This window comes from Rhizobium sp. BK399 (assembly GCF_014194695.1).
In the GTDB taxonomy this organism is placed as follows: Bacteria; Pseudomonadota; Alphaproteobacteria; order Rhizobiales; family Rhizobiaceae; genus Rhizobium.
This window is the reverse complement of the sequence record NZ_JACIAH010000009.1, coordinates 20,769-44,730: the sequence shown is the minus strand read 5'-3', so window position 1 is coordinate 44,730 and position 23,962 is coordinate 20,769. Positions and strand designations below refer to the sequence as shown.

Annotated in this window: 12 protein-coding genes and 2 pseudogenes; 7 read left to right on the top strand and 7 right to left on the bottom strand. The window is 56.8% G+C overall.

Annotated elements, in window-relative coordinates; translation table 11 throughout:
* Positions 1 to 280 precede the first annotated feature (280 nt).
* Complete coding sequence (locus FHT97_RS19200) at positions 281 to 1,468, top strand: ATP-binding protein (protein WP_183756005.1); 1,188 nt, start codon at positions 281 to 283, stop codon at positions 1,466 to 1,468.
* A 617-nt stretch (positions 1,469 to 2,085) separates the two neighbouring features.
* On the opposite strand, the gene FHT97_RS19195 is transcribed toward FHT97_RS19200, so the two are convergent.
* Complete coding sequence (locus FHT97_RS19195; RefSeq protein WP_183863924.1) at positions 2,086 to 4,407, bottom strand: multicopper oxidase domain-containing protein; 2,322 nt, start codon at positions 4,405 to 4,407, stop codon at positions 2,086 to 2,088.
* Positions 4,408 to 5,017: 610 nt separating this feature from the next.
* Between FHT97_RS19195 and FHT97_RS19190 the strand changes: the two genes are divergently transcribed.
* Entirely contained in the window at positions 5,018 to 5,659 is a 642-nt protein-coding gene (locus tag FHT97_RS19190; protein WP_183756003.1) for a response regulator transcription factor, read from the top strand.
* Between the two features lie 140 nt (positions 5,660 to 5,799).
* On the opposite strand, the gene FHT97_RS19185 is transcribed toward FHT97_RS19190, so the two are convergent.
* Positions 5,800 to 7,191: an ATP-binding protein gene (locus FHT97_RS19185; RefSeq protein ID WP_183863923.1), complete on the bottom strand. Its 1,392-nt coding sequence runs from the start codon at positions 7,189 to 7,191 to the stop codon at positions 5,800 to 5,802.
* 237 nt (positions 7,192 to 7,428) lie between these two features.
* Here FHT97_RS19185 and FHT97_RS19180 point away from each other — a divergent pair, with 237 nt between their 5' ends.
* From FHT97_RS19180 to FHT97_RS19170, 3 genes are all read left to right on the top strand, one after another.
* Complete coding sequence (locus FHT97_RS19180; protein ID WP_183863922.1) at positions 7,429 to 13,458, top strand: peroxidase family protein; 6,030 nt, start codon at positions 7,429 to 7,431, stop codon at positions 13,456 to 13,458.
* A gap of 94 nt (positions 13,459 to 13,552) precedes the next feature.
* Entirely contained in the window at positions 13,553 to 15,328 is a 1,776-nt protein-coding gene (locus FHT97_RS19175) for a type I secretion system permease/ATPase (RefSeq protein WP_183756000.1), read from the top strand.
* Positions 15,321 to 16,637, top strand: a complete 1,317-nt coding sequence (locus tag FHT97_RS19170) for an HlyD family type I secretion periplasmic adaptor subunit (protein WP_183755999.1) — start codon at positions 15,321 to 15,323, stop codon at positions 16,635 to 16,637. The genes FHT97_RS19175 and FHT97_RS19170 overlap by 8 nt, the downstream gene beginning before the upstream one ends.
* 100 nt (positions 16,638 to 16,737) lie before the next feature.
* Here the strand turns inward: FHT97_RS19170 and FHT97_RS19165 are convergent, their stop codons facing one another.
* From FHT97_RS19165 to FHT97_RS19155, 3 genes are all read right to left on the bottom strand, one after another.
* Positions 16,738 to 17,610, bottom strand: coding sequence for an alpha/beta hydrolase (locus FHT97_RS19165; protein ID WP_183756191.1), 873 nt, complete (start codon positions 17,608 to 17,610; stop codon positions 16,738 to 16,740).
* Positions 17,611 to 17,756: 146 nt separating this feature from the next.
* Entirely contained in the window at positions 17,757 to 18,872 is a 1,116-nt protein-coding gene (locus tag FHT97_RS30890; protein ID WP_246712687.1) for an alpha/beta hydrolase, read from the bottom strand.
* Positions 18,873 to 19,626: 754 nt separating this feature from the next.
* Complete coding sequence (locus FHT97_RS19155; RefSeq protein ID WP_183755998.1) at positions 19,627 to 19,905, bottom strand: HU family DNA-binding protein; 279 nt, start codon at positions 19,903 to 19,905, stop codon at positions 19,627 to 19,629.
* 120 nt (positions 19,906 to 20,025) lie between these two features.
* On the opposite strand from FHT97_RS19155, the pseudogene FHT97_RS19150 reads away from it, so the two are divergent.
* Positions 20,026 to 20,548: pseudogene (locus FHT97_RS19150) on the top strand (HipA domain-containing protein); the annotation flags it as partial.
* 81 nt (positions 20,549 to 20,629) lie between these two features.
* On the opposite strand, the gene serA reads toward FHT97_RS19150, so the two are convergent.
* On the bottom strand, positions 20,630 to 21,868 hold the full coding sequence (gene serA / locus FHT97_RS19145) for a phosphoglycerate dehydrogenase (protein WP_183755997.1): 1,239 nt from the start codon (positions 21,866 to 21,868) through the stop codon (positions 20,630 to 20,632).
* Between the two features lie 561 nt (positions 21,869 to 22,429).
* On the bottom strand, positions 22,430 to 22,906 hold the full coding sequence (locus FHT97_RS19140; RefSeq protein ID WP_183755995.1) for a DUF995 domain-containing protein: 477 nt from the start codon (positions 22,904 to 22,906) through the stop codon (positions 22,430 to 22,432).
* Positions 22,907 to 23,618: 712 nt separating this feature from the next.
* On the opposite strand from FHT97_RS19140, the pseudogene FHT97_RS30885 reads away from it, so the two are divergent.
* Positions 23,619 to 23,879 (top strand): annotated as a pseudogene (locus FHT97_RS30885) (hypothetical protein); the annotation flags it as partial.
* Positions 23,880 to 23,962 lie beyond the last annotated feature (83 nt).

Sequence of the window (23,962 nt, the reverse complement as noted above, 5' to 3'; positions counted from 1 at the left end):
CCCGCACGGGCGACGATCCTGTAATAGATGCGAGGTAGAGTACCTGAAGTGGCTCGGGCCTCTGTTCTCCGTTGTCCGAGGACCCAGAGAACGCGAATTCGGCGCCACAGCTGACTTATGGCGAGACCCTGTGATCGTTCGTGGATAAAGCCCGCGCCGTTTGGGGGCGATCTGTCGAGCAAAATATGAGCTCCCATCGCGACAGGAACCGCAGACTTGCATTATAGCGATCTTACGTTAATTTATGTAAATTCGATAAACCAGGCTAAGATGACTCAATATGGATCCCAGGCTCAATCCCTATGCACCTGGTGCAGGTACGCCCCCGCCAGAATTGGCGGGGCGAGATGACCTGATCGAAAGAGCGGCGATAGCGCTTGACCGCATCCGCGCAGGTCGTTCCGCCCGCAGCGTGATTCTCTATGGTCTACGAGGTGTGGGCAAAACAGTACTGCTGAACCGCATTCGGCTCGACGCGGAAGCACGTGGAATCGCTAGCGTGAAGATTGAAGCACCGGAGGAGCGGTCTCTTCCGGGCTTACTCGCGCCCGCTTTACGAGCGACCTTGCTTCGTTTGAACCGAGGAGAAGCCGCGAGGGCGAGCGCCCAGAGAGCTTTACGTGCACTGGCGGGATTCGCAAAGGCTCTCAAAGTAAAATATCAGGACATCGAGTTGGGACTTGAGCTCGATCCTGAAGAGGGAGTTGCCGACAGCGGTGATCTGGACAACGATCTAGTGGAATTGCTCTCCGCGGTTGGCGCGGCGGCTGCCGACAGAGATACAGCGGTGGTGTTATTTATTGATGAACTACAATATGTGCCGGAGGACCAACTGGCTTCCCTGATCACAGCTTTGCATAATGCTAACCAAGATCAATTGCCCGTCACGATGGTAGCTGCCGGGCTGCCGCAACTTCTTGGCCACACAGGGCGCGCCAAATCATATGCAGAGCGGCTCTTTGAGTTCTCGCCCGTGGACAGACTAGACGATGCCGCTGCCCGCGCTGCACTTATCGTTCCAGCCGCAAAGGAAGGAGTGGAGTATGAGCCGACGGCTGTTGACGAGATTCTCGACCAAACGCGCGGCTATCCTTATTTCCTCCAGGAGTGGGGGAAGCATAGCTGGAACGTCGCTGATATGTCGCCAATCGAGAGGTCAGATACGCAGCGAGCTACCGTCGACGCCTTGGCGGAGCTTGATGCTAGCTTCTTCCGAGTGCGGTTCGATCGACTGACGCCCGCAGAAAAACGCTATATGCGAGCGATGGCAGAACTCGGCGCGGGACCGCACCGATCCGGCGATATTGCCGACGTCCTCGGACGACGAGTCACAACTGTCGCCCCAGTCCGCAACGCGTTAATTGCCAAAGGCATGATTTTCAGTCCTGCCCACGGTGATACCGCGTTCACTGTGCCGTTGTTCGATGGCTTCATGAAAAGGATCATGCCAGACATTGATCATCTGTGAACACAGCATCGCCACTTACTCTTTCTTCGTTCTTTGATCAGACTTGGATACTGCGATTCCATCGCCAACAAGCGCAGCTCGCTCCATGAGGGTTGGGACGGCTCTTTCTGACTATGCGGTATCGCAACTCGGTTTGGCGCCAGCGACAAGCCGCTGACCTCGAACATGCCGACGCCCAGAAGCTGAAGCGGGTCACGCCTTGTTCAGGCGCGATGTACGGAGGACTGGTTGGCCGAAGCCGGCGAGATCCGGCGCATCGCGCGACAACCTTTTCGGTCGGACGGAATTCTAAGTGGAGGCAAGTGGTCAGGGAAGCGTGACGGAATGCGATGCTAAATTCATGGTGTATATGCGCCATACGAAGCGGCGCTCCCCTGAACTGCAACAGCGGCGGGGGCAATACCAGAACCGTAGGCACTCTACCCCCGCAAGGCAAGTTTGGTTGTTCGAAAGGCTTTCAACCGAGACGTACGGCTAACCCCTTGAAAGGAAAGGAAGCCTGACCATCCATCACGCGATGGCATCGTTGATATCGCGACGTCGATGGCAATGGCGAGAGCAGTCTCCCGCAAGCGCAGAGCCAACGATCTAGCTGGTCGCGCGATCGCTCCGCCCCATCACGGTTTGGGTGCCGTCTCCAGCTGGGCTTCAACCTGTGTCTGGGTATTCTTCCATCCTCTTGGTGCGCCTTCTGGCAGGATTTCCGGCGTGGTGAAGAAGACGCCATCGGGGGTCGGATTTGGCGTCGGCGTCACTGCAGACTGCGGGGATCCCGGAACCCCAGTCAGCAACTGAATGCGTGCCAGCATGGCGAAATCTTCGTGCACCGTGTTGTGGCAATGGTTCACGTAGGACCCACCAAACTCGCCGAACTGGATCTGAAACGTCACGCTGCCGCTTTCTCCAAGCCGCCAGACGTCCTTCCGCTGCAGGTTCTCGGTCGGTGGCGGCGTTTGACCGTTACGGAGCATCGTCACACCCTCTTCGAAATGCAGGTGGATGGGGTGATCCCAGCCGCCGCCACCATTCTTGTAGGTCCAGTGCTCTACCTCCCCAGCCTTCGGCACGAGCAGCGAAATCCGGTTGGCGTTCATGGAGTGGGACGACTCGCCATTGATGCGGATCGTCCAGGGAAAACTCACATACTCTCCACAATCCGGCGTGCAGCCATTCGGCCCACGCGAGTCTCCGGTCCCCGATTTGCCGAATTCGACCATGCGCGTGCGCACCGGCGTCACGATCGGAATTTGTTCCGTGAGCGTTGCTGGAACCTGGCTCTTGTCGGGATCGGTGGCGCGAAGAATGACGCCCGGGACATCGACGCTTTCAACAGCCCCGACGATGCGGAACTCAAGCATCGGCCCAACCACCGGATCCTCCGACGTGCCCTTTAGAGCCTTCGACAGACTGAGCTCTTCCTTGAGCCGTCGTCCGTCCTCGTGGCGAACATGATTGACGACCCTGATGCGATCGCCGATCTTGAAGCCAGAGAAATCGACAACGAAGTCAAAGCGCTCGCCCATGCCTTGCACTGGCAGACCCGGCATCCTTATTGGATTGACAACAAGGTTGCCATCATTGGCGATGAAGGTGATGGGAACCGGATTACCCCTGGCATCGGCCAGTCCGAGCTTTAGGAAGCGTGACATGCACGCGTTCAGGACGCGGAATCTGTACTTGCGTGGCAGCACCTCGAAGAAGGGTGCGAACCCGAAGTTGACGAGCGGGACGTCGCCCAGCATGCCGTCGGTGTCGAAGATGTCGAAGTAGAGCTGACCGCCGGCGTCGCAGGCGCAGTCCGAGAAGATCAGATTGACGTCGAAGTCGGTGTTACCCCATCCGAGAAGCTTGCCGCTTGGCAGGCGCAGATTGACGCCGTCATTCAGCTCTTCATTGCCCCGGTCCGGGCCGCTGTAGTAATTGATGGCGCCAAGGTTGCCCTTGTAGACGTTTTCCGCCGTGAAGAAGAAGCGGTGGTCGTGCGCCCACATCGTTCCCTGCAGTTCGCGGAAATCACCAGCCACATTGACGAGGCCGATATTGTCGTCGGGACCGGAAGCACGCGGGTCGCCGGCCTGGGTATTGATCTTGTCGCGCCGCGCCAGCGCCGTACTCCAGCGGTAGTCGTAGAACGTACCGGGGAAGTGATGCACATTCGCGGCTCCGTCGCTTTCCGCACCGTTATGAGCGTTATGGAAATGCAACTGGGTTTCATTGCGCCCGAAGCCGTTGTTTGCCTTCCGGTCGGTCGGCAGATCATTGTAGATTCGCGTGATGATCGGCTCGCCGTAGCGCCCCTTGATCAGGAATGGCGGCAGAGTGCAGTTGCCGCTCCGTCCTCCGCCATAGGTCCAGCAGCTATCCGGATGTTGAAGCGGGAAATTGTCGTGGAAATAGCCGCCCGATCCCTGCGCAACTTGACCAAGCCGCATGATGTAGCCGACCTTGGGGAAGAACTCGTCCCATCGCTGGTGGGCGAAGACCTCGCCTGGCGGCCGTCCCTCGATCGGTCCACGATAGGTAACGGGATTGATGAATTCCCTGTTGGACGGATCGGCGGAAAAATCCGTGTGATAGGAAAGCCGCTTGGCCGGCCGCTCACCAAGGCCGGCCGGAAAGGCCGCATGGCCCTCAGCCGTCCGTGTGATCGGCAGTGGTTTGAGATGGTTCAGCCGATGCATCGGCTGAGAAAACTTCTGGATGCCAAACAGTGGCGTCCTTGGCGTGCCGGTCGGAACCGCCGCATAGGCGCTCTTTGCAAACGGGCTTAGCCCATTCTTGCAGGCGAGATAGCCGCTTGCTGTGAAGATGCCCCATTTGAGCAACTCTCGCCGGGTGACTTCTCCCTGGTTGAGAGCCCTGACGATCTCCGCGCGATTTTCTCGTGCAAGTTGTGCTTCTCGCTGCCTGATCCTAGATGCGTTGCTCAAAATATACATTCGACCAGCCCCCAATCAAATGTAATCAACCCTTCAACGTAGAAAGAGTTGAGAAACACTACACTTTAAAACCTAAAACAACAAATTTTTACTACTCGATCACAAATATGTTACAGTAATTATCGGGAAAGATATTCCGGCGATATGTCTATCCGCAAGAAAATAATGAGCTATTAATCAATAACGGCCTGCCATGGCACGCCGCGAAATAAGTCCTCACATGAAGACGGTAAAAGCGTCTGAGCTTCAGGCTCCGAGCATGCCGATTGTGGCAACGGCTAACGACTGTCTAAGGGCATGCTCAAATGGACATCGCCGCCGATTGAAAGCTGCAACGTACCTTCTTCTATGACGGAACGCGGGCTGGCAGAAGCGATGCCGCCGATGGCTGCATCCCTCCAACTATCCAGATCGCACCAGGAGTACTATCGATGGATACTTGATAAACATTCATTTATGTAAATAAACCGGGAAAACACACAATAACAACAACGATATAGTTAAATATTACAGCCAAACCTAACTTTAGATACCACTATCGTCCCGCCTATGCAGAGATGACATTTGAGTGTAGGCTGGATCCATTTACGGTTACTGTAGTGGAGGGGTCATGCTCAACTCTGTTAGAGTGGCGTTCGTTGATGATCATCCCATGTTACTTGAAGGTATCGGCGCGGTCTTCGCGCGGCACGGTCGATACGATGTTGTTGCGAAAGGCAGCGATGCAGATGCGGCGCGTGCCATTGCTGCTCGATATGAACCACATCTGATCTTCGTCGACTTAAGTATGCCTGGGGACGTCTATGGGGCAATCAGCGACATTGCGGCGACTGGAAGAACACAAGTCATTGTCTATACGGCGTGCAATAGCGTCGATCTGGCGGTCAAGTCCCTGGACAGCGGTGCCAGCGCCTTCATCCTTAAGGAGAGCATTTCAAACGAGCTTTTTGGGGCGGTCGACGCCGTCATCAAAGGCGAGGTTTTTATTTCTCCCAGTTTGGCGGGTAAGGTGATTTCCGCACTGAAGGGCCGTCGCAAGGAAGGAGCGGCAGGCACCAAACTAAGCCACCGTGAGGAGCAGGTCGTTGCCCTTCTTTTGAAAGCGCGGTCAAACAAGGAGATCGCTCTTTCCCTGTCGATCAGCGAAAAGACAGTCAAGCATTACATGGCCAACCTGATGACGAAACTCAACGCCCGCAACCGCGTCGAAGTGGCACTTGCGGCGCAACAACACGTTTCGCTCACGAGCTAGTCTAGCGCCGCTCCTACCGGGTTTTTTTTGGGGGGTCGCGAGATGTGGCCTATAGAACCTGATTGCCCTGTATTGACCGGCATTTCTGCCGTGGCTAGCTGAGGCTCTGGGTCAAACGGATTGGTAGGATATCTGCGTGCTCACAGCTGAGATGATCCAAGCGCTCTGTTTTCCAGATCGAGAGGAAGCATGACGACGAGTTCGGTACCACCGGATGCCGGCGATATGATCGAAAGCTCTCCAGACAACGCCGCAAGCCGGTTCTTGAGGCCGACCAGTCCGAGCTTGGCGTTAGCAGTTGGCTCAGGCATTTGCGTAGTGACGCCTGGCCCGCGATCACTCACGGTGATTAAAAGGCGGCCATTTTCTTCCTTGACAGCGACCGACTGACCGGCTGCCGCAGCGTGTCGATAAGCGTTGTTCAAGCCTTCCTGAATGACCCTGTAGCAACATATCTTCACTGCGGTCGGTACCTCCGTTGGAAGCGTCCCGATGTTTCGCTCCACGGAGGTGCCCGTCAATTGCTCATGGCGGTAAATGGCAGCCTCGACAACTTGCGCCAGTCCTTCTGCCTGGATACCCGGCAACACGAGCCCGCTCGAAATGTTGCGGAGCTCCGAATAGAGATATCTCGCAAGCTGGATGGTATTTGGCGGACTGCCTCCCGGCTTGGCGGTGTCACCGGGCTCGAGGCTCTCCTCGCCATCCCGTCCATATTTAAGCGAGAGCATCAGAATGCTGAGTGTCTGGATTGGCCCGTCATGCAGCTCTGATCCGAGGCGCGCCAGGAAGTTCTCGTTGTCTTCGCTTGCGCGCACGCGAGCTCGCTCGGCGGCCTTGCGCAGTTCATCATTTTGCTTGGCGAGATGGGCAGCTTCGGCGTAGCGCCGATTGAGATCATCCCTCTGCCGATCAATTGTCTTGCTTCCCCGAGAAACGATGAGGTTGAGGACCGCGATCATTCCGATCGAGGTCAGTCCAACAAGAAGCCAGGTCCAGTTCCGCATGCTGGTGCGCTCGGCGATCAATGCTGCGGCGCTCTGATAGAATTCGCCTACGGCGATGATGCGATTTGTTCCTGTCTGATAGAGGGGCGCATAAACCTCGATCAATCTGATGTTCTGGTCCTCAGTCACGCCGTCGAGCAATTCATCGAGATCTTCGAACGCGGTTGCCAAACCGCCGCTGGCTGCGATTTTGACCTCATTTTCCGCTTGCTCTCCGACCTTGATGTTATCATTCGAGGAATAGGCGAGTGTCCCGTCCAGGCGCCAGATTTTGAGGAGAATGAAGCGGTTGCTTACATCGTGACCTGCAAAAAGCGTGTGGGCAAAAAGCGTATCGAGGCGTTCTTCGATGTGTTCTGCCAAGGGATCGGCTGATCCGAGCTCCTGGATGTAGGGCTGGAGAAATGCTTGGAGGAAGATTGCGCCGGCCTCGGCCGCGCTTCGTGTGGCACTCGCCTGGTATCGCGAACTCATCCAGTTTCCGAGCATTAGCATCGAGACCCCGACGATCAGCGTTGCAGTCATCAGGAACTGTCGAGACAAATTGCTGGCTGAGTGCTTCCGGCGACCGGAGGCTAGCGACCAAAGTCGCAAGCCAATACGGCCTAATTGCCCTATCCGCCCGTTGGACTTCAGTTCAACCATCGCATGGGTCTTTCTGAGCTAATATTCGAACTGAATATGGATCACACTCCTCCTAATGGAATTTGTCGGGTGCACGCAAAATCATTTGCGCGATCGCGCCAGCAAGGGGAGATGAACATGCCCTCCGTTAAACCGTTTGAAATAACATTAGGCGATATCAACTATCTGCTCGACCAGATGCGCGATGCGATTTTTATTGTCAGATTCGATGCACAAGGCCGACCGATTTATGGGTATCACGACTCTGCTGGCGTCGTCCACGAGCTGGGGTTGTTTGGAACTTTTGACCCGCTGGGCATCGTCGATCCGATAACCGGCCTGTCAATTTACGATGGTGCGCGCGAAGCGAGCGGCTTCCGTATACCAAGCGGGTTGTTCAACAACCTTGTGGATCTGACCCGCTGGACGTGGGGCGCCACCGACAACCCCTTCCCGCGCCTTACGGTGGCAGACTACAGCCATTATGTGCACCAGGTATTGACCAATCGGGCGCTGGCCGGAGATGCGACACATGATGGCTATCTCACAACACATCCAACAATCAGCGATCCAAATGCGGCTACGACGCTGGCAACGCCGGCAGCGTACGCCGATCCAAACAAGAGCGTGGTCGACTATACACCGCGCATGATCGCGCAGACGATCAGCTCGTCCAATGAGGGTGGCGCCCTTGAAAGGGTCGAGGCAAATGCGCCAGGCACCGTGACCGACGTCATCACCTCCACCTATGCGGACGGTTCAGTTCATACCGAGAACATCGTGCGCAACCTCAATACCCTGCCGGGTGACCCGTCGACGAGCGGCATATTCACCCTGTTCGGACAATTTTTCGATCATGGCCTTGATTTCATCGACAAGGGCGGGCAGGGCGCAAAGATCATTATCCCGCTGGATCCGGGCGACCCCCTTTACAGGGCACCGGGGACAAACAATCCTACGGACCCCGGCAACACGACAATTACCATCTCGCGCGCGACGCCGGATGACTACACGTTGCGGGATATACACGGCCGCCAGGTGTCTATAGCGGGCGCCGACAACATCTGGGGGACCGCTGATGACGTCCAATCACTGGGTGCCGATGGCGTTCTGGGAGGGACGGGACAGGATGCCGATGTTTTTGGGCCGGTTGCCAAGCCTGCCCTGCCGACCTACACCAATCACACATCACCATATATCGACCAAAGCCAGAGCTATGGATCGGATACGCAAATCACACTGTTGCTGCGGGCATGGGTGTTGGACCCCAACAGTGGGCAATACCGCCCGGGCGCGGAGCTTTTCGACGGTCATCAGACGCAGGCATACAACAGTAATGTCTTCAACGATGCCAGTCCCGATGGACTGGGGGTTGGGACGACAACGAGGACCGTACCTACGCTTGCTGAGCTGCGTGCTCATTTGCTAGCAACCGGCCGCGATGATCTGACATGGGATGATATCAATAACTACCGCGCTCGCGATACCAGCGGCCATGTGATCGATACGAATGGCGCCACCCTGGGAGGCTACGTCTTCACGGGCCAGGCCTTGCTACTGGACATGAACCCGAACCTCGCGGCCATCAACTACGGCAATGCGACGATCGTTGCCGGCGGCATAACTGCCGCCAATCTCATGTCCTTCATCGACTTTTCGAACTTTTCGATCCGCAATTCAGTGGGTGGCGTAGCTGTCACCGCCGCGCAGTATGCGGCAGTCAGCGAAGCGTTGATGCAGTCGGTCGGAAACCACTACATCGCAGGCGACGGTCGGGCCAACGAGAATTTCGGCCTCACGGCCCTGCATCATGTCTTCCACGAGAACCACAATGTCCAGCTCGTCAACCTGGAGAACGCAATCCTCGGCCAGACGGATGCAGCCTCGCGCCACAATTTCCAGATCGCCGTCAATGGACCGAATGGTCCTTACACAGACGCAAACGGCAACTATCTTGTTTCACCCGGCGGTCCCATCTCATGGGATCCGGACAAGATGTTCGAAGCCACGAAACTGATCAACGAAATGGAATATCAGCATGTGGCAATCGACCAATATGCACGCCTCGTTACCCCGGACCTGCCCGAGTTCGTGACTTACGACAACGATATCAAGGCCGATATCTCCCTTGAATACGCGCAGGCAGCCTTCCGGTTCGGCCACTCGCAACTGCGCGAGACGATCGACGCCATCGATCCCAATGGTCTGGTCAGCAAGTTTGCCCTGTCGGGCGCCTTCCTGAACCCTGGGCAGTTCGCTGCCGTTGGCGCAACCGACATCGTCCGGGGCATGTCGCAGCAGCTATCGAACGAGGTGGACGAGTTTCTGACGCCTGCGATGCAGCAGTCATTGCTCGGACAACCGCTCGACCTTGCTGCAATCAACATCGCCCGCGGCCGGGACCTCGGAATCCCAACCCTTAACGAGGTGCGCCGGCAGCTTCACGACGCATTGGTCGCGGAACGCGCAGCTGATCCGGCGACGCCGCACCATACCAATCTCATTGTCGATGCGCTAAACCCGTACACAAGCTGGGCTGAATTTGGGTCGCAGATGCAGCACCCGCAGTCGCTGGTGAATTTCATCGCGGCTTACGCGTTTGACGGAGATCTGGCAAAGGCCGAAGCAATCGTCGGCCTGGAGAACGGCACGATCGCCGAAGGTTCGGCTGAAGCACAGGGCTTTTCCGTCAACTATGCGATAGCGTTTCTCAACAATACCGGGGTCAACCCGGGTGACCAACCGCCGATCGGGGCTGACGGCTTCAACAGCATAGACCTCTGGATTGGCGGTCTGGCCGAACTGCACGTCTTTACCGGCCAGCTCGGGACGACGTTCAATGCGATTTTCGAAGATCAGATGGAAAGGCTGATGGATGGCGATCGCTTCTACTACATCTACCGCCTCCAGACAGCCTTGAACATTGATACCGATCTCGGGCACGCCATCGTCACCGAACAATTCAAGGACATTATCGAACGCACGACTGGCGCAATTCACCTGAACGGCGACGTCATGGGATACGCAGACAGCAATATCGAACTCGCCCGTACGATCGTGCCTGGCACGGCACTGCGGGCTGTCAGAGGCGAGCTCATCCTTGACATCAATGGCAATTCGGTCGCCGCTAACATGGGCGACCTGAAATATGATGCGAACCACCAGCTGATTACGCAGGACCACCAAAACGCCCACGCCTATGGCGCGTTGTTGTCAAGTTACGCGGCGACGCCAAACGGGATCGATGTTGTCGGCGGCGCAGCCAATCTGGGCTACGGTATATACTCGGGCTTCGGTAACGGCATCGTCGGCAATGGTGGTCTTATCACCAAATCCAATTCCGACCTCGGCACCACACGTACTTTCATCCGCGATTTCCGTCCGGACATGGGCGAAAACCCCGATGGTACACCAGCCTCGGGATACAATTCTCACGAAGTGATTGCCGGCACCGACAATGACGACTGGATCGACGCAGGCAATGGCGACGATACGGTCTATGGCGACCGGGGGGATGATGTGTTGGACGGAAAAGCCGGCGCAGACCATCTCTACGGCGGCGATGGTCAGGACGTAATCTATGGCGGCGACATCGAGGACTTCCTCGATGGAGGCACTGGCGACGATATTGTTTACGCCGGCACCAGTGCCGGTGCGCTCGATGTCGTCATCGGTGGCGGCGGCAACGACAAGCTCTATGGCGAAGCCGGCATCGACGAGATCTACGGCGGCAGCGGCGACGACTACATCGACGCCGGCGGTGACACCGACCTCGCATTCGGAGATGGCGGCAATGACGAGATGTATGGTGGTGACGGCCCCGACGAACTACGCGGCGGCCTTGGGGATGACATCCTTTCGGGCGGCTCGGGCGCCGACATGTTGCTTGGCGAAGGTGGCGACGACATTATCATGGGTGGCATTGGACAGGCCGCGCAGGTTGGCGATGCCGATGAGGCCCTTGGCGGCGACGGCTTTGACATGGCATCCTACAGCGATGTGAGCATCGTGCTCGATGTCCCGGCAGACCTGCGCAACCAGGGTCTGACCGCAGCCAACGGAGGAACCGCATTCAATCCCTTCAACCAGTTGCTCAGTCAAATCGAAGGCATCGTGGGATCGAGGTTCAACGACAGACTGATCGGGGATGCCGGAGATAACTGGTTGATCGGTGGTGGAGGTGCCGATCGTTTCAATACGACTGTTGCTGACGCGACAGGCAACATCGGCAGCGGCGGCAACGATGTCATCATTGGCGACAGCATCCGTCTCGATACTCTTATCGGCGCCTACAGCGGCTATTCGACCAGTCTGGACGCGCTTGGCAATGCCGTGCATTCCGTTGGAAACGTCCTCACCGCCGGTCTCCTCGGGAACGTTGCGCTTGGGACTCAGATGTTTGCCACGCACTACACGGACTTGCTGAAGACCGAGAAGTTCAAGAACATGGTGCTCGGCTCCGACCCCGCCGCCGCAGGATCGGATACCGTGATCTTTTCAGGCAACAGAGCCGATTACACGGTAACTACAGTTACCTTTACGTCGGCAAACCAGGGTACTGTTCTGGCTTACAAGATACAGGATAACAGGCCCGGATCGCCGGATGGCACGGACCTTCTGGTCGGGATCGACATTGTGCAATTTGCAGATCGGACAATCACCGTCGATCAATTGGCGAACCACATTCCCACGGGAACGCTGTCGTTCAACGCCGGAGACCAAGGGAGCCTGGCCCGCCTTACACCAACGAGTGCGCTTTTTGACGCAGACAACATCACTCTGGCAAATCCGCAAGGCAGCGTCACTATTCCAAATAGCGGCTACAACTGGCAAACAAGCGCTGACGGTGTCGCCTGGACTACGGTGCAGAGCGGCACCGCTAGCGGGCAGCAATCCAGCCAGCATGTTCTCAGTCAGAGCCAGACATCTGGAAAGCTGATCCGGCTCGTGGCATCCTTCGTGGACGCACTCGGAAATCCGGAGTCGGTGCAGTCAAATACATGGAACCTCGTCGTTGGCACCACGTCCAGTAACACCGGGGCTAGCGCGCTGAGCGGCACCGGCAGTCTGCTGATCGGAGATGCCATCTTCGGTCTTGGCGGGAACGATGTGTTGAACGGGCTAGCCGGTGACGATCGTTTGTTTGGCGGCGATGGCAACGACGCTCTTAACGGTGGCGATGGCAACGACTATCTCGATGGCGGAGCAGGCAGCGATACACTGACTGGCGGCATCGGTGATGACACCTACGTGATCGCAAGCAATGGAGGATTTTTCGGGGGCACTGACACCATCGTCGAGCAGGCGAACGGCGGAACGGACCTTGTGCTTAGTTCGACGAGCTATACGCTCGGAAACAACCTCGAAAACCTGACCCTGGCCGGCGGCAGCAATATCAACGGTACCGGCAACGGCGGTGCGAACAGTCTCGTCGGCAACTCCGGAAATAACACGCTGGACGGTGGAGCAGGTGCCGATTCACTGACCGGTGGAGCTGGCAATGATACTTACATTGTCGACAACGCAGGTGACATGATCCATGAAAATGCAAACCAGGGGACAGATACGGTGCGCACGTCGTTGCCCACGTTCACCCTGTCCGACAACGTCGAGAATCTCGTTTACACCGGCAATGTATCGTTTACCGGTAACGGCAACGCCCTCAACAACGCCATTACCGGGGGCAACGCCGGCGATACGCTGAATGGCGGTGACGGAAACGATACGCTTACGGGCGGGGGCGGCGGCGATACGCTGAACGGCGGAAATGGCAACGACACTCTTGTCGGCGGTTCCGGCAACGATGTCCTCGCGGGCGATGCGGGTGCAGACCAGTTTGTCTTCAACACCAACCTGAACAGCGCGGGCGTCGATACGATCACTAATTTTGTCAGCACCGCCGCCAATTCGGCGGACCACGATCGCATCGTCCTGGATAACGCAAACGGCATATTCAGCCAGGTTGGAAACAACGGAAATCTGCTCGCAGCAGCCTTCTGGAGTTCGGCCACGGGTACCGCCCACGATAGTTCCGACAGAATTATTTACAACACCACGAACGGTTGGCTGACATACGACAGCGACGGCACCGCCAACGGAGGAACGGTGCATTTTGCCACCCTCGAAGCAAACCTCACGCTCCAGGCAGCCGACTTCTTGGTCGTCTGAGGCAGGGGGCCGGCCAGCCCTTGGACCCCCTCCGGAATTGGCCGGCCCCACTGAGACAAACGTGCGCTTCGCCGAGCGAGAGATGGAGCTTCACATGCATCAGCCGCTGCGCGCTGCAAATGCAAATCATGCCCTATTCGACCCTAGACTATCCAGCACGCTACCTGCGAGTATTGCGCTCAAGCGCCGCCTGTCAGATCTAAGAGCAGTCGGGCTCTTTTCTGCTGTGATCAGCGTTTTGACGCTGACCGGCTCCTTCTACATGCTTCAGGTCTATGATCGGGTCTTGGTGAGCCGCAGCGTCGAGACGCTGCTGGTTCTGTCTGCAATTGCGCTTGTGGCATTTTTGCTTCAGGGATTGCTGGACTCGTTTCGACTGCGAATGCTGAGCCGGATTGGCGCGCAATTCGATGAAGATCTTTCAAGCTTGGCCTTTCGTGCCACCAGCCTCTTGCCGTTGAAGGGCGCAAAGCCGGACGAAGCAATGCAGCCTCTTCGTGATGTCGATCAGGTTCGCGCGTTTCTTGGCAGTCCGGGCCCGACCGCACTTTTCGACCTTCCTTTCATGCCGCTTTTCGTGATCGGCTGTTTTCTATTGCATCCGTGGCTCGGTTGGCTCGCCGTCGGTGGCGGGAGCGTCATTGTCTTCCTCGCGGTTGCAACGGATGTGCAAGTTCGCGCCCCCACGCATGAAGCCACGTTACAGGGAAATCGGAAACATCTCTTTGCGGAATCGGCGCGACGTCACTCGGAGGCAGTCGATGCAATGGGCATGCATGAAGCGATGGCCAGCAGGTGGAGAAAGCTGAGCCGCGATTTCCGCGATACAAGTTTGCAGGCAAGTGACGTCCAGGCCAGTCTGGGTGCATTTGCGAAGATATTCCGCACGATCCTTCAATCGTCAATATTGGCACTGGGAGCCTATCTGGCTGTCCACCAGGAGGTATCCGGCGGCGCCATGATCGCCGCATCGATAATGACCTCTCGTGCGCTGGCACCGATCGAAACGGCAATAGCCCATTGGAAGGGGTTCGTTTCGGCGAGGGCAGCCTATACAAGGCTCAAGAACTCGCTGTCGATTGCAGTCGAAGGTGAGCAGGTTGAGTTGAGGCCACCTCGCCTGAAGCTGACCGTGGATGGGCTTGCCGTTGCCGCGCCTGGTGCCGCAGATCCGGTCTTGCTGAACGCTTCGTTTGAGCTGTGGGCAGGCGATGGCCTCGGTATTATCGGCCCAAGCGGCTCCGGCAAGTCGTCGCTTGCACGCACCCTTGTCGGCGTCTGGTCGCCAATGAAGGGCAATGTGAAGCTTGACGGTGCACTCCTTAACCAATGGAACCGCGACAGCCTTGGTCGCCATGTCGGCTATCTGCCCCAGGATCTCGCCCTTGTTGACAGCACGATCGCGGAAGCGATTTCCCGTTTCCAGGCTGATGGCAACTCGGAAAGGATCATCAAGGCGGCGATGGCTGCGGGTGCCCATGAGCTCATTGTCGGCATGCCGGACGGTTATGAAACGAGGATCGGCGACGGCGGCATGTTTCTGTCCGGTGGTCAGCGTCAAAGGATTGGTTTGGCCCGCGCGCTTTATGGCGATCCGTTCCTTGTCGTTCTCGATGAGCCGAACTCGAATCTTGACGCCTCCGGCGACGCGGCGCTAAGCAATGCGATCAGCGACGTGCGCAGCCGCGGCGGAATCGCGATCGTGATTACTCATCGACCGCTCGGGCTGGCATCCGTCGACAAAGTCGCGTTTGTTCACGAAAAAAGCATCAAGCTCTTCGGACCGAAGGATGATGTGATGGCGGTCCTTTCGAGGCCTTCCGATGCGGCGATCCCCCTGAAAGCCAGTGGGAACTCCACCCATGTATAGCTCGACCTCCTGGTATTCTGACCATTCTCATTCGCTTCGCCGCTACAGGCGGGCAGGCACAATGTTGATTGCCGCCTTCGCGTCCACCTTTGGTATTTGGGCAGCCATTGCACCGCTCTCCAGCGCGGTTGTTGCGTCAGGACATTTCGAGGTCGAAGGCAACATCAAGAAAATCCAACACAAGGCGGGTGGAGTGGTTTCACAGATTCTTGTCCACGAGGGACAGCGAGTAGCGGGAGGACAGGCACTTCTCCGTCTGGATGATACCAATGCGCGGTCCGAACTCCAAATCGTCGAGCATCAGCTCGCGGAGCTTCAGATGAGCGCAGCCAGACTCGGAGCCGAACGCGACGGCGCACTCAATTTCGAGCTTCCGAGCTATTTCGTCAAATATTCTGACCCCATGTCGGCGCGTATCCTCTTCAATCGAGAGCAGGAACTTCTCGATGCGCGCCTGAAGGCACGGCAGGGTCAGAAGCAGCAGCTAACCGAGCGGGTGACGCAGCTGATGAATCAGATCGATGGTCTTGCCCTCCAGGAGAGTGCGAAACGGCACGAACATCAATTGCTCGATACGGAACTTCGCAGCCTTCGCAGTCTCCTAGACAGGCAACTTGTTCTGGTTAGCCAGGTAAAGATCCTTGAGAGGAACATGGCGCAACTCGATGGTGAGATCGGCCAACTTCAAGCGTCCACCGCAGAGATCCGGGCGAAGATTGCCGAAACAAAACTCCAGATGCTGAATCTGGACCAGATTGCTGTTGCCGAGGCGGGCAAGGACCTTGCGGAGACCGAGAGCAAGATCAATGAGCTCAGCGAAAAGCAAATTGAAGCGAAGGATGCCTTGACGCGCGTTAGCGTCCGGTCGCCTTTGGCCGGCGTCGTGCACGAGCTTTCCGTCCACACCGTCGGCGGCGTTGTTGGTGCTGGCGAAGTGCTCATGATGATCGTGCCCGAAATGGCCGAGCTAAACGTCGAACTGAGAATCTCGCCTCAGGAAGTCGATTCGATCCATGTTGGCGACAAGACATATGTCAGGATCAGCGGCCTTAATCGTTCCACTACACCGGATCTCGAGGGAAAGGTGGAAATGATCGGGGCAGATCTGGTCGAGGACACGCCAACGCGGATCTCGTACTACCCCGTCCGTGTTCATTTGCCCCCCGGTGAACTCGATCGACTAACTGGTACACAAGTTGTTCCGGGGATGCCGGTCGAAGCTTTCATCACGACGTCCAAACGGACTTTCCTCGACTATCTATGGGAGCCACTTTCCGATCGGCTGCGGCGTGCTATTCGTGAGCACTAAGGCTGACGAAGACGGTTCCCTGACGTTCGCGCAAACCTTCAAAGTCGAGACCCGCGGGAAATCCTCGTTGAGGGCTGCTGCGATGGCGGGTATGGTCGTGTTATCGCCCGAGGCTGATCCCGCCTCTTGCTGCTGCGGCCGAAGGGGATTGAGCGTCACGCGCGAAATGAGAAAGCTCGCTGTTGAATCTGGCCGGGTTTTCCATAAAGGGCGCGTGGCCCGTCATCGGATACCACGATGCAATGGCTGCAGGGCACATGCTCAGAAGGTGCCGCCCCATCGCCGGGAGGATCACCGTGTCCTGTTCACCTTGGGTCACAAGGACCGGCACATCGATCCTGGCCAGCACGTCGTCAGAATCGATCTGACGGGACAGAAGGGCAGCGCGGACCTTCGCGGGGACGACCATATTCCAGGAAATTGCCATCTCAAATACCTCGGCTGGCAGCTGCGAATAAGTGCACCCGCGAACAAAATTGCGAATTGCTTCTATGTTGGTCGGAAGATCGTCGTCAGTCGCGCCGATGACATGGTCCAGGAAACCGGGACCGATCAAAGTGCCGAAGGCTGATTTGTTCAGCGTGACTGCTGCGCCCACAAAGTTGATGCCCGCAACATGAGCGGTGCCATGAAGGCGGAGATAGTCGCAGATGATGAAGCCGGCGTAGGACCAGCCGACAAGGATCGGACATCCCAGATCAACTTGCTTGATGACAGCGGCGACATCGTCGGCCCAAAGCTGAGGGTCGGTATAATTTCCGTCTCCCAGCGGGGCGTCCGACATGCCGTGGCCGCGCAGGTCCAGAGCGACGAGGCGACAATCGTTGGCAAGCACGCTTTCATATTGTTTTTTCCAACACAGATGGTTTTGCGACCACCCATGGATGAAAAAGATGGATGGCGCATCTTGGTTTCCCCACTCGCGAACCTGCAGACGTACGCCTCCACCGCCGGTGACATTGTGAATTTTCATTGTCCTACCTCCCCATGAATGTCGAATCAGAGTGAGGCGTGCGCGTGAGAAAGGGCGTTGAAGAAACCGTTGAAACTGTCGGCCTGGTCGTTGAAACCGCACCACAGGTCCGCTCTCAATGCTTCGGGAAGACATTGGCAAAGGCACTATGCTGTTTCGCAGACGAACTGTCTGAGTTCGCGGACAAACTGCTCAAAGGCGAGTTCGTGGGGAAGGAGAATATGGTTGGCGCTGTCGAGGTCGACAAACCGTGCGCGAGGAATGCCGGTTGCGAACTCCCTTCCGGACCCAAAGGGAACGACAGCGTCATTTCGTGCGTGCAGAACGAGCGTCGGAACTTTTATCTGTGAGAGGAGGTCCGAGACGTCAATTTCGCCGAATGCTTCATGAAGGCGGCCGGCATTGCAAGGCGAGACCGAAATGCGTTGCAGTTCATCAAACCAGTCCATCTGAACCTGGTTCGCCCGCGGAATGAACATGGTTGTGAACAGATGGCGAAAAACCGGGTTGTTCTGGCCCCATCCTTCCCGGATAAGTGCGGTCATTGCCTCATGGGTAGCGATTTCATGGCTGTCGCCTCGCTGCCGCCAGCCTTTGACAAAACCTCCGTAGAGAATGAGGCCCGTCACTCGTTCGGGGTGTCGCAGGACATAGGCAACGGAGACGGCGCAGCTTTGCGACACCCCCAGAAGTGTAAAACGTTCGAGACCCGCCGCGTCGACAACGGCCTCCAGGTCAGCGATCATCGCGGTGAACGAGATATCCTCGGCAACCCAGTCCGATAGCCCAGTTCCACGTTCGTCATAGCGGATGAGCATCGTTTCTTCCGAAAGAGCGTCAATCCAATGCATCCACACCGGACTTTCCCACTCATACTGGAGATGTGACGTCCAATGAGCGGCTCGCACGATCGGTGAGCCATGCCCGCACACTGCGTAAGCGATCGTCGTCTGGTCGGCCGTCTTGCAGAAGCGAATCTCCTGCGGCCTCCTGCTACACGACAACGCAATTGGTCGTGCATCCCGAGGCTCCGACCGCTGGTCGGGCAAATCGACGTCGACAATCTCTGTGGCGAGACGCTTCAAAGCCATGGAATGAACGTGCACGCGCTCGGGGTTATCCCTGAGCCGTCCGATGAGGGTGCGCAGAACGGCCGCGTGCAACCGGAGCGCCTTGTCTCGATGATATTGCCGCCAAGCTTCAAAGCTCGGGCAGTGCGGCAGGGAGAGGCCTTCGAGAAATTCACCCCGAAAAATCGCCATAAGAGATTCCAGGGTTTCGGTATCCATGACGCTAAGGTCGATGCGTCGAAGGGATGCTGTGCCCCTGATGTCCAGGTCAACCCTCTCGAGGCTGAGGGAAACAGAATCGTGGTCTGCATGTAGACGCTCATGACCGTCGGTGTTCACGATGGGTCTGAGTTTGTGAAGGCTCCACCTCAGCGAAGCCCGGGGGTCGTCTGGGACATGCCAGAACATCTTGCATAGATGATCGCGACGCTGGGGCCTTCCGATGACGGCCAAATAGGCGAGAAGCGCGCGTGTCTTCTTCGACTGCGGTAGGGGCAGAGCCTCTCCGTTTTGGCTGACGTTGAGTTCGCCCAGTACCGCAATTGCTAGATCGCCAATCATGATACACCGACGTGACGGTAGCGTTCGGACGTTAGCTTAGAACAATGTCATTGGAGGCGAAATCGGCTTTGATGCTCGATTGAGTTTTCGGTGCGGAATTTTTGCGGGCTTCGCTAATCTTGTAGTTAGCTTGGGGGATTAAGGCCTCCAATGATTGAACCGTGCGTTCATGGTACGACCGACGCGTCATGTGCGCAGTGCGGTTGTACATCTCCCATCAATGGTCTTTACGAAGATACGATGAAGGCTGGAGCTCCCCAGCCACACCCGCTTTTCCTGCACGACTTGCGCCCGAATGTCTCTGTGGGACGCCGAAGCCACACTTTACGTCGTCCCACTGACTCCTAAAAATGACCCCGCAACCAGGGCGGGGGTCGTTCTCACTTTACTTGTTTAGCGCATCCTTCAGCGCCTTCGCAGGCTGAAAGGTCAGCTTCTTGGCCGCTGCAACCTTGATGGTCGCACCCGTGGCTGGATTGCGAGCCTCGCGCTCGGGCGTTGCCTTTACCTTGAACTTGCCAAAACCCGGCAGCGACGTTTCATTCCCGGCGACAGCCGCGCTAGCGATCGAGGCGATCACCGCTTCAACGATTGCCTTACCCTGGACCTTCGTCAGGCCATGCGCCGCAGCGATCTTGTCAGCGATTTCGTTGGTCGTTGTCATTGTTGCTTCCCCATTAATTGGTACGAGCATCCCTGCCATTGGTCGCGGGCGCTGTCACTGATGCGCCGTAGCAAAAGCAAGGTTGAGCGCCAGATTTCCACAGCTTCTGATTAAAATTCCTCGCTGTCGGACGGAAAAGTCCTGCTCATTAAATGCTTTGGTCGTGGCCTTGGCGGTGAGCGCATACATATCGAGGATTTTGCACAGGTCTTCGGCGTCTATCCGTCTGGAAAATATGAAGGGGCCGCCTATCACGACATCACAGCCGCCCTAAGCGTTGCCGTCTCGCTTGCCTCTGCATTCGAATTCGTCCGCCAGCTGGCTCTGGCTGCCATAACCGGTAACGGCGACATGCACCTGAAGAATTGGCCATTGATCTATCGCGAGGCTGGCGACAAACCGCAACTTGCGCCTGTTTACGATGCGCACTCGACGGTCCCCTACATCCCTGCGGATGCCATGGCTCTGTCACTGGCCGGCCGGTGGTCCTTCAAGGGGATGAACGTGCAGCGATGGAAGGCCTTCGCCAATCGCGCGCCTGCCGGGCTGCCAGAGCGAGAGGCCGTTCCGGCGAAGGTTTTTTGAACGGATCGATGCACATGTGCAACTGATGGCGCCAATTCTTGGCACGTGTGCGGACTGAACCCCGGTCCATCGAGGATGACGCCCTGTCCTAGCCATCGCGCCAGTTTTCCTGGCGCGTCTTTACGCCTTCCAATCGGCGTCAGTAAACCAGTCGAGCTCGTATCGTTCCCGGGATCTGGCGGAGCGACTCGAGTATATCATTCGCTGTCTGGCCAGCACCTTCGACTTCAATAACCACGTAACCCGTGTCGCCGTGCGTCTGCAGGAATTCACCGACGATGTTAAGTCCGCGAGACGAAAAAATAGTATTCAGGCTGTTCAGAATACCCGGACGATTTTGATGAACGTGGATGAAACGCGTACCGTTCGGGCGGGGTGGAAGTTGAACCTGGGGGAAATTGACGGCGCCCAGTGTTGAGCCGATGTCCGAATATTCCACAAGCTTCCTTGCAACTTCCGTCCCAATGCGCTCCTGCGCTTCCTCCGTCGATCCACCAATATGGGGAGTTAGGATTACATTATCCAAACCCTGCAGCGGCGTTTCGAAGCGATCCCTGTTTGAAGCCGGCTCCTTGGGGAACACGTCGACGGCCGCGCCCGCGAGATGTTCTTCTCTCAAAACCTTCGCAAGCGCTTCGAGATCCACAACGGTGCCGCGGGAGTTGTTGATGAAGAAGGCTCCCTTTTTCATTCTCCGGAGTTCGGTCTCAGTTATCATATTTTGCGTGGACTTCGTTTCTGGAACATGCATCGTCACAAAATCGGAGATTTCGAGAAGCTCGCCGAGCGAAGCCATCGATTCTGAATTGCCATGCCGAAGCCTGTCCGAAGGATCAAAATAGCGGACGTTCATGCCCATGCTTTCCGCGAGAACACTGAGCTGCGAACCGATGTTGCCATAGCCCACTATCCCCAGCGTTTTCCCGCGTACCTCACGGCTCCCCAAGGCGGATTTGTCCCATCCGCCTTCATGGGCCGACGCCGACCGCGGGAAAATCCGCCTGGTCAGCATTATGATTTCACCGATCACAAGCTCAGCGACCGACCGCGTATTTGAGTAGGGAGCATTGAACACGGGAATCCCACGGCGACGCGCCGCCTCGAGGTCGACTTGATTGGTTCCCACAGAGAAACAGCCCACTGCAATCAGCTTTTTTGCGGAGCTGAAGATTTCATCTGTCAGATGCGTTCGTGAACGAATTCCGACTATATGCGCTTCGGCTATATGGCTCTTGAGATCTTTGTCATCCAGAGCCTTCGGCAGATGTGCCAGATTGACGTAGCCAGCTGACGAAAAGTAGTCAACGGCGCTCTCACTGATGCCTTCCAACAAGAGCACGGAAATCCGATTGCGGGGAAGAGAAAGTTGTCCGGTCATTGAGTTGCTTTCGATTCTCAAATTCAAAAAAGCCTAGGTCGCTCGTCGGTAGCAAGTGACGGTATATGAGTTAGCGACCGGTCAGCAGGCTGCGCAATAGAAAACTCAATTCCGTCCGCCGACACGCGCCGTCGCGGCAGCAAATAAGCATCTGTAGCTGCCTCGCGGGGCCGATCAAGGGACGAATGTTGTCACACTGTAATACGAGGATGTCGGCAGTGTAGTTGGTAGCCGCGCATGCCTGGGCGTTCAGATCGCGTTCGGCGAAGTCGGCTTTGGGAACGCTATCAGTTGCATTTTGATCCGGGTGAGACTGTTTTTTTGGCATTTGAAAAAGTAGCTGATGTACTCGGCATTCCACCCAGGGAAACCGCGGCGCGATCAACGCTCGTTGGCGAAATTGTCTTCACCCTTTGATGACCATATCGCCCAATTCCGGAGTGAAGCCGCCAATCACCGCGAATACGGTTGGTACAAGCATGAGGACGGTCATTGCGGACATGCGGCCGCTGATCGGCCGCGCGGCGCATCGGATTTCCGTGAGGGCGACTGTGCCGCGAACTACTGCTTATTCAGCTTCACCTTCAAAGCTTCTATCTTAGGGGTGATTGTGTCCCCGCCCGACAACTTCGGTGTGAACTTCGTCCAAGTTCCGCCCTTGCTCGGTTCGGCGCGATAGAGAACCTTCGGCTTTGCAGTGTCGCGCGCCCATAACTGACATTCGTCGGAGTGGTTCGTGCCCCATGCCCCGGTCCACTGATCAGACACACAGAGCTTGCCATCAGATGTCGACCAAGTGCCCGCCGCATGAGATGGACCGTTTCCGGTATAGCCGAGCATCTTTCCGTCGGCGCCCAGGTACCAGGAAATCGGTTCCCTTTCGCCTTTGTGACCTTTTTCGGTGAAATTATACGTTTTCCCCGAGAAAATTTCCTTGATTTCGGCCGCTGGTATTGGCGAGGCGCCTTTTGGCGCGGCCTGGGCGAACGCTAAGCTAGGAGCGGCAGCGAGAAATGCCAGAGCGATTATCGGTCGCATGAGAACCTCCAGTTCGTTAGCGGTTATAGGGTGCGAGCGTTGCGTTCGGGAAGGACCCGGCGGCAAACCGCAAGATTGGAAAACTGCCCCTGTCGTTCGTTCCGCAAGATGAACCCCGCAGTCGCGGATACGGGGCTCGAAGTTGTTATATACGCGCCTGTGGAGTATATCGCCGCATTTAGTCAGTGGGTAGTGACACAATATGAGTAAGTTCATGGCGCGAAACGCCCCGACTAGCACTCGGATCTAGTGACGTCATCGCGGCGCTTGGCTTGATCGCTCAAGGCGTTACTCTTCTTGCGAGGAAACAGAATCGGGCCAGGATGAAGCCGGCATGTTCTGCGCGAAATCTCCGCAAGGCAGTTTGCCTGGAGAAAGTAAGATAAAGCCGCGCCAGTAGGTTCCTGAGCTTTTTCTCAGCCTTCTTTTCTGGCGCTGGACATTTCCCAGGCGGATGAGCCGGAGATGCGGCAGTCAGAATTACAGGTTCAAGCAAAGTGTGCGGACGGCATTGAGATGGGCTCCTATACGTGACCTAACTGAAGGGATTTGGTAAAGCCGAGGGCCCACATCAAATTCGGGAAACTGCTCAACCCTTTCGCTTGAAAATGATCTTGATGCTCGAGGTCGTTTGGGCTGAAGCGCCAATTCCCATGATGCCCACCTTTCCGTCGGCGCCCACCTCGGCGGAAACTTCCACGGAGTCCACGAGGATTATTCCTTCGCGCAACCCGCCGACGGCCAGCCTTCTTCGTCATCTTGCTTTGCATGTATTCCGACCGTCCTTGTTGTCCGTTTGGCTGGAAGTCGCGCATCAGCAGATCTTCGTCACCGGGCCATTTCTCATCGCTACCTGCATCCCGGCTACGGGTGGCTGATCGCAAGCCAGTACTTCTACAAAGCCGAGGAAGGCAGGCTTTCCGGCAAGGGCGGCACTGCTTCGAGCTACGGAAATTGCCAGGAAACCCATTGAGCACCGGACGACCCACACGTTTGACGAATCCCTGGAAGCCATCAGGACGGCAATCCTGAAGGCCTCTTCGCGGAGCAGCTCTG

Excerpts from the sequence above, each read along its gene's own strand:
- FHT97_RS19200 (WP_183756005.1), top strand. The coding sequence starts at position 281 with ATGGATCCCAGGCTCAATCCCTATGCACCTGGTGCAGGTACGCCCCCG.
- FHT97_RS19195 (WP_183863924.1), bottom strand. The coding sequence starts at position 4,407 with ATGTATATTTTGAGCAACGCATCTAGGATCAGGCAGCGAGAAGCACAA.
- FHT97_RS19190 (WP_183756003.1), top strand. The coding sequence starts at position 5,018 with ATGCTCAACTCTGTTAGAGTGGCGTTCGTTGATGATCATCCCATGTTA.
- FHT97_RS19185 (WP_183863923.1), bottom strand. The coding sequence starts at position 7,191 with ATGACTGCAACGCTGATCGTCGGGGTCTCGATGCTAATGCTCGGAAAC.
- FHT97_RS19180 (WP_183863922.1), top strand. The coding sequence starts at position 7,429 with ATGCCCTCCGTTAAACCGTTTGAAATAACATTAGGCGATATCAACTAT.
- FHT97_RS19175 (WP_183756000.1), top strand. The coding sequence starts at position 13,553 with ATGCATCAGCCGCTGCGCGCTGCAAATGCAAATCATGCCCTATTCGAC.
- FHT97_RS19170 (WP_183755999.1), top strand. The coding sequence starts at position 15,321 with ATGTATAGCTCGACCTCCTGGTATTCTGACCATTCTCATTCGCTTCGC.
- FHT97_RS19165 (WP_183756191.1), bottom strand. The coding sequence starts at position 17,610 with ATGAAAATTCACAATGTCACCGGCGGTGGAGGCGTACGTCTGCAGGTT.
- FHT97_RS30890 (WP_246712687.1), bottom strand. The coding sequence starts at position 18,872 with ATGGCGATTTTTCGGGGTGAATTTCTCGAAGGCCTCTCCCTGCCGCAC.
- FHT97_RS19155 (WP_183755998.1), bottom strand. The coding sequence starts at position 19,905 with ATGACAACGACCAACGAAATCGCTGACAAGATCGCTGCGGCGCATGGC.
- serA (WP_183755997.1), bottom strand. The coding sequence starts at position 21,868 with ATGACCGGACAACTTTCTCTTCCCCGCAATCGGATTTCCGTGCTCTTG.
- FHT97_RS19140 (WP_183755995.1), bottom strand. The coding sequence starts at position 22,906 with ATGCGACCGATAATCGCTCTGGCATTTCTCGCTGCCGCTCCTAGCTTA.